This is a genomic window from Pseudomonas sp. PS01299, assembly GCF_029960145.1.
GTDB classification, from domain to species: Bacteria; Pseudomonadota; Gammaproteobacteria; order Pseudomonadales; family Pseudomonadaceae; genus Aquipseudomonas; species Aquipseudomonas putida_A.
This window is the reverse complement of the sequence record NZ_JASCPO010000248.1, coordinates 1-7,928: the sequence shown is the minus strand read 5'-3', so window position 1 is coordinate 7,928 and position 7,928 is coordinate 1. Positions and strand designations below refer to the sequence as shown.

The following is a 7,928-nucleotide window of genomic DNA, read 5'->3' as shown; positions in this document are numbered from 1 at the left end:
GGCTTGCTCGCGAAAGCGGTGTATCAACCAATGAGTTTGCCGGCTGACACATTGCCTTCGCGAGCAAGCCCGCTCCCACACTGGACGGTGTCCGTCCTACAGAAGCGCGTTATACGCGGGAGTTTTCCGACAAGTCGCGTCGGTTGTGCCTCGGAAATTGGCTGGATAGGCTCTGGTGGTCGCTGGAAATTCAGCGGCCGGGCGTCGCGGCCTGATAACTGATGCATAATCGCGAACCTGACAGCACCTCGGATGCCTGTTGGTTGTGTCATGGCGGCTGTGCGCGGGATACCTTCTTTGGGGGTATGCCGATTCCTCAGTTATCGGTCCGCGAACCCGCGTACAGCTGCCACCTCAGATTGCGTCGCGGCAATTGAAGGTAGCTCCACTTCACCAACTGAGAATTCATCATGATCAAACCCACACCGAATCCCCCCGAAACCTCCCCCTACGAATCCCTCGATTCCAGAAAACTCCACGACGCCGCCGAGCGTGCGCTGGATCACTACCTGAAGCCCTCCGCCGCCGCGGTGAGATTCCACAAACCCAGCAGCATGTTCCAGGTCGCCCCGGACATGGACAACGAAAGCCTGCTGGTTCACGCCTGCGAATCACTGGCCCAAGCCAGCCTCATGACCAGCGACATCGCCGCGTACATCGACATCCCGCAGCGCCGGACGATACTGGCCATTCAGCAAATCATCATGCTCGCCGAACTGGCGGTGAATCGGGTGCTGGATAATGTGGAAATCACCCAATCTGCGGCACACAGCTGAGCCATAGTGGGAGCGGGCTTGCTCGCGAAAGCGTCAGCACATCCAACACTTGCGGTGACTGACACACCGCTTTCGCGAGCAAGCTCGCTCCCACAGTGGAATTGGGTGAGTCAGGTGGAGATGGGTCGGCTCGTAGGCCGCCATCGCGAGCAGGCTCACTCCTACAGTTTGAACCCGGTGCATTCAGTTGGAGATCGGTTGGCTGTCAGGCCGCCATCGCTGGCAAGCCAGCTCCCACAGTTTTGATTCGTGTATGCCCCATGCGGCGCAGCCGCCCCACTCAAAACAATGAGCGCAAGCTCGAGTACCGCTCTTGATCTTGATCCACGGGCGACGTCGGAAGGCTGAGTGGAGGGATTGATCCGGGGGTGGGAGCGCAGCGACCGTTTGGCGCAGCCAAACACAGCGAGAGGAGGTGCAGCGAAGCAAACCGGAGGCGCTGCCCCACGGATCAGTCCCGGAGCGAAGGAACCCCGAGCCCCAGCGAGCGGGCCGAACGCAGGAGCAAGCCTTTTCGGTTACCTTTTCGGCGTCTGGAAAAGGTGACTCGCCGTAAGGGCGAAACCGCCAGCCGCCACACCCAAAAAAACGGATATACCCCCAAAACCCCAAGAACCTGGTCGGCCCAAAGGCCGCCAAGCCCAAAGCGTGACGCCTGTCAAAACCCTGAACGCACAAGCAGAAACACCGCCCCCCATTGAAACCACCCAAAGCCTGCCCCATCTAAGACCCATACCCCATTGCGCAGGTGCCCCATGAGCGACCAGCAAGAATTCCCGGACAACCCAGACGACTACACCGAAGCAGAACACATCGAACACACCTCATCCGGCAAAGGCCTGGCCCTGCCCGGCCAGAACCTGCCGGACAAGGTCTACGTCATCCCGATCCACAACCGCCCGTTCTTCCCGGCCCAAGTGCTGCCAGTCATCGTCAACGAAGAACCCTGGGCCGAAACCCTCGACCTGGTAAGCAAATCCGACCACCACTCCCTGGCCCTGTTCTTCATGGACACGCCCCAGGAAGACCCGCGCCACTTCAACACCGGCGCCCTCCCCGAATACGGCACCCTGGTCAAAGTCCATCACGCCAGCCGTGAAAACGGCAAACTGCAATTTGTCGCCCAAGGCCTGAGCCGCGTACGCATCAAGACCTGGCTCAAGCACCACCGCCCGCCGTACCTGGTCGAAGTCGAATACCCGCACCAGCCCACCGAGCCGACCGACGAGGTCAAGGCCTACGGCATGGCGCTGATCAACGCGATCAAGGAACTGCTGCCGCTCAATCCGCTGTACAGCGAAGAGCTGAAGAACTACCTCAACCGCTTCAGCCCCAACGATCCGTCGCCGCTGACCGACTTCGCCGCCGCCCTCACGTCGGCGACAGGTAATGAGCTGCAAGAAGTGCTCGACTGCGTGCCGATGCTCAAGCGCATGGAAAAAGTCCTGCCGATGCTGCGCAAGGAAGTCGAAGTCGCGCGCCTGCAGAAAGAGATCTCCGCCGAGGTCAATCGCAAGATCGGCGAGCATCAGCGTGAGTTCTTCCTCAAGGAACAACTCAAGGTGATCCAGCAGGAACTCGGCCTGACCAAGGACGACCGCAGCGCCGATCTCGAACAGTTCGAACAACGCCTGGAAGGCAAAGTCCTGCCGGCACAGGTGCAGAAACGCCTCGAAGAGGAAATGAACAAACTGTCGATCCTCGAGACCGGCTCGCCGGAGTACGCGGTCACCCGCAACTACCTCGACTGGGCGACCTCGGTGCCGTGGGGCGTGTACGGCGAGGACAAACTCGACCTCAAGTACGCGCGCAAGGTACTCGACAAACACCACGCTGGCCTCGACGACATCAAGGATCGCATCCTCGAATTCCTCGCGGTCGGTGCCTACAAAGGCGAGATCAGCGGCTCGATCGTGCTGCTGGTCGGCCCGCCGGGCGTGGGTAAAACCAGCGTCGGCAAATCCATCGCCGAATCCCTTGGCCGGCCGTTCTACCGCTTCAGCCTCGGCGGCATGCGTGACGAAGCCGAGATCAAGGGCCACCGCCGCACCTACATCGGCGCGCAACCGGGCAAACTGGTGCAGGCGTTGAAAGACGTCGAAGTGATGAACCCGGTGATCATGCTCGACGAGATCGACAAGATGGGCCAAAGCTACCAGGGCGACCCGGCGTCGGCGCTGCTGGAAACCCTCGACCCGGAACAGAACGTCGAATTCCTCGATCACTATCTCGACCTGCGCATGGACCTGTCGAAAGTCCTGTTCGTATGCACCGCCAACACCCTGGATTCGATTCCCGGGCCGTTGCTGGACCGCATGGAAGTGATTCGCCTGTCGGGCTACATCACCGAAGAAAAAGTCGCCATCGCCAAGCGTCACCTGTGGCCGAAACTGCTGGAAAAGGCTGGCGTGTCCAAGGGCAGCCTGAGCATCAGCGACAGCGCACTCAAGGCCTTGATCGACGGTTACGCCCGCGAAGCCGGGGTGCGCCAACTGGAAAAACAGATGGGCAAACTGGTGCGCAAAGCGGTGATGAAGCTGATCGACGACCCGAAAGCAGTGATCAAGCTCGGGCCGAAAGACCTCGAAGCCTCGCTGGGCCATCCGGTGTTCCGCAATGAACAAGTGCTGTCGGGCACCGGTGTGATCACCGGTCTGGCCTGGACCAGCATGGGCGGCGCGACCCTGCCGATCGAAGCCACGCGAATTCACACGCTCAACCGTGGTTTCAAACTCACCGGGCAACTGGGTGACGTGATGAAAGAGTCGGCGGAGATCGCCTACAGCTACGTCAGCTCACACCTGAAACAGTTTGGCGGCGATGCGAAATTCTTCGACGAGGCCTTCGTCCACCTGCACGTGCCGGAAGGCGCCACACCGAAAGACGGCCCGAGCGCCGGCGTGACCATGGCCAGCGCCCTGCTCTCGCTCGCCCGCAATCAGCCGCCGAAAAAAGGCGTGGCGATGACCGGCGAACTGACCCTGACCGGGCATGTACTGCCGATTGGCGGGGTGCGTGAGAAGGTGATCGCGGCGCGGCGGCAGAAGATCTTCGAACTGATCCTGCCGGAGCCGAACCGGGGCAACTTTGAGGAGTTGCCGGATTATCTGAAGGAAGGCATTACCGTGCACTTCGCCAAGCGCTTTGCGGATGTAGCGAAAGTTTTGTTCTGATTTAGACATTGGTCGTTATCAATCAAACAACGATAACGACCAATACTTCTTCGCATAGCCGAGCACTTCATAATTGCCAAGCGATATAAAAAACTGACATTTCTGACAGTTCCGAAGTTTTCTATCTTGAATAAGCTCTACCTTGTTTCTCCCCCCAGGTTAGACACAGGAGCTTCAAGATGAATAACTCAAAAGATGCAAGGACGTTTGCTCGCGGTATTTTGACAGCCTACATTCCAGAGGACGTCAACTTCTCGACCGATAAACTAATCATAAGTACTCATAAAGAAACCCTAGCCCTGGAAGGAATCTACCGCCGTCCTGACCAACCGAACTTTTCAAGAAACGTCAGGGTTTTCCTGACAAAAAAAGACCAGAAGTATCCGGACAATGGCAGGCATGACTTTCCTGCAGAAAATATCAGAGTCGAATATGACGGAAATTTTAACGCCGATTTTTTTAGGACCATTCCGGGAGAAGGCGTTATTTTTCTCAACCTTGACCCTGTCACCCATCGCTACTCCTGTGCGATGGATATAAGTTTCACAAAAGAGGGCAGTGACGAAAGTTTTCCTGTTATTTGCTCATTTACCATGATCCATCAATAGTCTGCTGCTGATCAAAGTCAGCATTTTTGCATCGGCCGACGCTAAGTTGCCGGATTATCTGAAGGAGGGCATTACCGTGCACTTCGCCAAGCGCTTTGCGGATGTGGCGAAAGTGTTGTTCTGACAGTTATCCAGAGCCTGACACGCCGCCTTCGCGAGCAAGCCCGCTCCCACAGGGTTCTGTAGTGAACACAGCATTTGTGGTCACCACACAACTACTGTGGGAGCGGGCTTGCTCGCGAAGGCGTCTGTGGCAACACCACAGAACCGCCTCACCGTCACACTTTGTCTCATCTTCAGTTATGCTCGCCGTTCGTCGTCAACGCCGGAGCCACTGAGCCTATGTCCGCCACTCGCCTGTTTGTCCCTCTCGCCCTCTCTTTGCTGGCCGCCTGCGCCACGCAGCCAAAACAGAACGTGACCGTGGAAAACCAGAGCGAATGCCCCGTGCAGTTGACCAACGGACAAAACCTGATCGTGATGCTGCCGAGCAACCCGACCACGGGCTATCGCTGGGCAATTCAGGATTCCGCCGGCGGCGTGCTACATGCACTCAGCCCTGAGGTTTACAGCAGTCCGAAAGATTCCGGCATGGTCGGCGCGGGCGGTTTTTCCACCTGGCGCTTCCAGGCCTTTGCCACCGGCAACGGCCGCTTGCGCCTGACCTCGCAGCAGCCCTGGGAACCGGAAGTTGAACCGGCAGAAACCTTCGACTGCGCCATTTCGGTGAACTGATCGTGGGCTGGCTGATTCTGGCGCTGATGGGCGCGGTGACGTTTCTCTACGGTGTGAGCACGCATGCGGCATTGCTCTGCCTGCTGGTCAAACCGTTACCGGTGCTGGCGCTGCTCGGCTGGCTGCACGATGCGCCACCCAGCGACTATCGACGCTGGATCAGTCTGGGGCTGATTTTCTCTGTGCTCGGTGACGTGTTGCTGGCGTGGCCGGGGGATTTGTTTGTGTTTGGCCTCGGTGCGTTTCTGGTGGCGCATCTGGCGTATCTCAAGGCTTACCTCAGCGACTGCAAACGGCTGGCGCTTTTGCCGCTGGTGCTCGCGCTCGGCGTCGGCGCGGTGCTGCTGGGGATTTTGATTTCCAGTGGCCTCGGGCCGTTGCTAGTGCCAGTGCTCGTCTATGGCACCGCGATCAGCGCCATGCTCTGGCGCGCCCTCGCCCGCCTCGGCACCGATGTGCCCAAGCGCTCGGCGCTGCTGGCGGCGGCGGGTGCGCTGGCGTTCGTGTTCTCCGACAGTGTGATCGGCATTGATCGCTTCGTATCGCCATTCCACGCCGCGCCGTACGTGATCATCCTCAGTTACTGGCTGGGGCAGTGGGGGATTGCCGCTTCGGCGTTTTCCGTGAAACACCGCTAATTTTGTAGTGAGGGGATTTATCCCCGATGGGCTGCGCAGCGGCCCTGAAACCGGTCAATCAGGTATGTCAGACAGACCGCAGGCACAGATCTTGGGGCTGCTTCGCAGCCCATCGGGGATAAATCCCCTCGCCACGTCGGACAACCCAAGCATCCCGACGCCACTTTGGCTAAAATGCCGGCCTTTTCATCAACACCGCCGGAACCGCCGTGAGCAAAGAACCCGATCGCATTTTCGCCCAGCCGATGGCCCAGGTGCCTGACTTCGCCTTCAACGAGGACGTGGTGCGGGTGTTCCCGGACATGATCAAGCGCTCGGTGCCGGGTTACCCGACCATCGTCGAAAACCTCGGCGTACTCGCGGCGCAATTCGCTCAACCGAACAGCGTGCTTTACGACCTCGGTGCTTCGCTCGGCGCCGTGACTCAAGCCTTGCGCCGTCACGTGCGCACCGACGGTTGCCGGGTGATCGCGGTGGATAACTCGGCGGCGATGGTCGAACGCTGCCGCGAGTACCTCAACGGTCAGGATTCGATGTTTCAGGAGTTGTTACCGGTCGAAGTGATCGAAGGCGACATTCTCGCGCTCGAGTTCAAACCGGCCTCGGTGGTGGCACTGAACTTCACCCTGCAATTCATCGCCCCGGAGCAGCGCACCGCGTTGCTCTCGCGTATTCGCCAGTCGCTGCTGCCCGGCGGCGCGCTGATTCTCTCGGAGAAGCTGCGCTTCAACGATGCCGAAGAACACGCGCTGCTCACCGATCTGCACGTCGCGTTCAAACGCGCCAACGGCTACAGCGAACTGGAAATCGCCCAGAAGCGCAGCGCCATCGAAAACGTCATGAAGCCCGACAGCCTCGAAGAACACCGCGAACGCCTGCTGGCCGCCGGGTTCTCGAAAGTCGTGCCGTGGTTCCAGTGTCTTAACTTTGCCTCGTTGATTGCCTTGCCATGATTGATCTGTCCCCCCTCGCCCGCCGTCTGGCCGGTAGCCCGCTGGCCGACTGGGCCAACACCCTGCAAGGGCAACTCGACAAGAAAATGGAGAAAGGTCACGGCGATCTGGAGCGCTGGCAGAGCGCGCTGGACGCGTTGCCGAAACTTGAGCCGACTGAAGTCGATCTGCTCAACGGCCTGAAACTCGACACCGACTGCGACGACGAAACCCGCGCGCAGATGCGCACCGCGCTGATGGGCCTGTCGCCGTGGCGCAAGGGGCCGTTCGACCTGTTCGGCGTACACGTCGACACCGAGTGGCGCTCGGACTGGAAGTGGTCGCGGGTCGCCCCGCATCTGGATCTGAAGGGCAAACGCATCCTCGATGTCGGTTGCGGCAACGGCTACTACATGTGGCGCATGCTCGGCGCCGGTGCCGACAGCGTGATCGGCGTCGATCCGAACTGGCTGTTCTTCTGCCAGTTCCAGGCCGTGCAGCGTTATCTGTCCGAGCCGAATGCGTGGCACCTGCCGTTCCCGTTCGAAGACCTGCCGCCGAACCTTGAAGGCTTCGACACAGTGTTTTCGATGGGTGTGTTCTACCACCGACGTTCGCCGATCGAGCATTTGCTGGCGCTGAAGGATTGCCTGGTCAAGGGCGGCGAACTGGTGCTGGAAACGCTGGTGGTGGAAGGCGACAAGCATCAGGTGCTGGTGCCGGAAGATCGCTACGCGCAAATGCGCAACGTGTGGTTCCTGCCGTCGGTACCGGCGCTGGAATTGTGGCTGCGTCGGGCAGGTTTCACCGATGTGAAATGCGTGGACGTCAGCACCACCACCGTTGAAGAACAACGCGGTACCGAGTGGATGAAGTATCAATCGTTGAGCGACTTCCTTGATCCCGAGGATCACAGCAAGACCATCGAAGGGCTGCCAGCGCCGATGCGCGCGGTGATTGTGGCCCGTAAGTAACCCTCTCAAACACCGCATAACCTTGTAGGAGTGAGCCTGCTCGCGATAGCGGTCTGACAGTCAAAGCAATGTTGAATGTCAGACCGCTATCG

7 protein-coding genes are annotated in these 7,928 nt (G+C 59.4%); all 7 read left to right on the top strand.

The annotated features are described in order from the left end of the window. Nucleotides 1–410: 410 nt before the first annotated feature. The 7 genes from QMX91_RS26640 to cmoB all read left to right on the top strand — a co-directional run bounded on the left by QMX91_RS26640 (nt 411) and on the right by cmoB (nt 7,836). On the top strand, nt 411–776 hold the full coding sequence (locus QMX91_RS26640; protein WP_027612112.1) for a DUF6124 family protein: 366 nt from the start codon (nt 411–413) through the stop codon (nt 774–776). Nucleotides 777–1,531: 755 nt separating this feature from the next. Then, complete coding sequence (lon, locus tag QMX91_RS26635) at nt 1,532–3,949, top strand: endopeptidase La (protein ID WP_027612113.1); 2,418 nt, start codon at nt 1,532–1,534, stop codon at nt 3,947–3,949. A 179-nt stretch (nt 3,950–4,128) separates the two neighbouring features. Continuing rightward, nucleotides 4,129–4,557 carry a hypothetical protein gene (locus tag QMX91_RS26630; RefSeq protein WP_135296494.1) on the top strand — a complete coding sequence of 143 codons (429 nt, stop codon included), beginning with the start codon at nt 4,129–4,131 and terminating at the stop codon, nt 4,555–4,557. Between the two features lie 342 nt (nt 4,558–4,899). After that, the gene (locus QMX91_RS26625; protein WP_098965453.1) at nt 4,900–5,292 is read left to right on the top strand and encodes a protease inhibitor I42 family protein; all 393 of its coding nucleotides are present in this window, start codon (nt 4,900–4,902) and stop codon (nt 5,290–5,292) included. Nucleotides 5,293–5,294: 2 nt separating this feature from the next. Continuing rightward, nucleotides 5,295–5,930: a lysoplasmalogenase gene (locus QMX91_RS26620; RefSeq protein ID WP_027612116.1), complete on the top strand. Its 636-nt coding sequence runs from the start codon at nt 5,295–5,297 to the stop codon at nt 5,928–5,930. 245 nt (nt 5,931–6,175) lie between these two features. Then, complete coding sequence (gene cmoA / locus QMX91_RS26615) at nt 6,176–6,883, top strand: carboxy-S-adenosyl-L-methionine synthase CmoA (protein ID WP_219737930.1); 708 nt, start codon at nt 6,176–6,178, stop codon at nt 6,881–6,883. Beyond that, complete coding sequence (gene cmoB / locus QMX91_RS26610) at nt 6,880–7,836, top strand: tRNA 5-methoxyuridine(34)/uridine 5-oxyacetic acid(34) synthase CmoB (protein WP_098965457.1); 957 nt, start codon at nt 6,880–6,882, stop codon at nt 7,834–7,836. Before cmoA ends, cmoB begins: the two co-directional genes overlap by 4 nt. Nucleotides 7,837–7,928 lie beyond the last annotated feature (92 nt).